The sequence below is a fragment of the Bradyrhizobium sp. CCBAU 25360 genome, from assembly GCF_028128695.1.
Lineage (GTDB): Bacteria > Pseudomonadota > Alphaproteobacteria > Rhizobiales > Xanthobacteraceae > Bradyrhizobium > Bradyrhizobium ottawaense.
In genome coordinates this window covers 1-445 of the sequence record NZ_LBJA01000007.1, presented here as the reverse complement: position 1 = coordinate 445, position 445 = coordinate 1, and the positions used below count along the sequence as shown (strand labels likewise).

Below are 445 nucleotides of genomic sequence, written 5' to 3'. Positions count from 1 at the left end.
TGGCACCGCCACCGGTACCGTGACGGTGACCATCACCGGCAGCAACGACGCGGCCACGGTCTCTTCCGACTCGAAGCCCGTCACCGAGGGTGATACCGCGGCGGCGCTGAACACCAGCGGCCAGCTCACCGTCACCGACCCGGATACGGGCGAAGCCCATGTCGTGGCGCAATCAAACGTCCACGGCACCTACGGCGACTTCAGCATCGATGCCAACGGCGCCTGGAGCTACACCGGCAACGGTGCCCACAATGAGCTCATCGCCGGCCAGCAGGTGCAGGACCAGTTCACGGTCACTAGCCAGGACGGCACCGCCACCGGCATCGTGACGGTGACCATCACCGGCAGCAACGACGTGGCGACACTCTCATCGGACTCGAAGTCCGTCACCGAGGGCGACACCGCGGCGGCGCTGAACACGAGCGGCCAGCTGACGATTGTGGAT

1 protein-coding gene is annotated in these 445 nt (G+C 66.3%); it reads left to right on the top strand.

Translation table 11 applies throughout. The features are described from left to right. A partial coding sequence (locus XH81_RS04745) for a VCBS domain-containing protein (RefSeq protein WP_271596009.1) occupies positions 1–445 on the top strand: 445 nt, incomplete at both ends.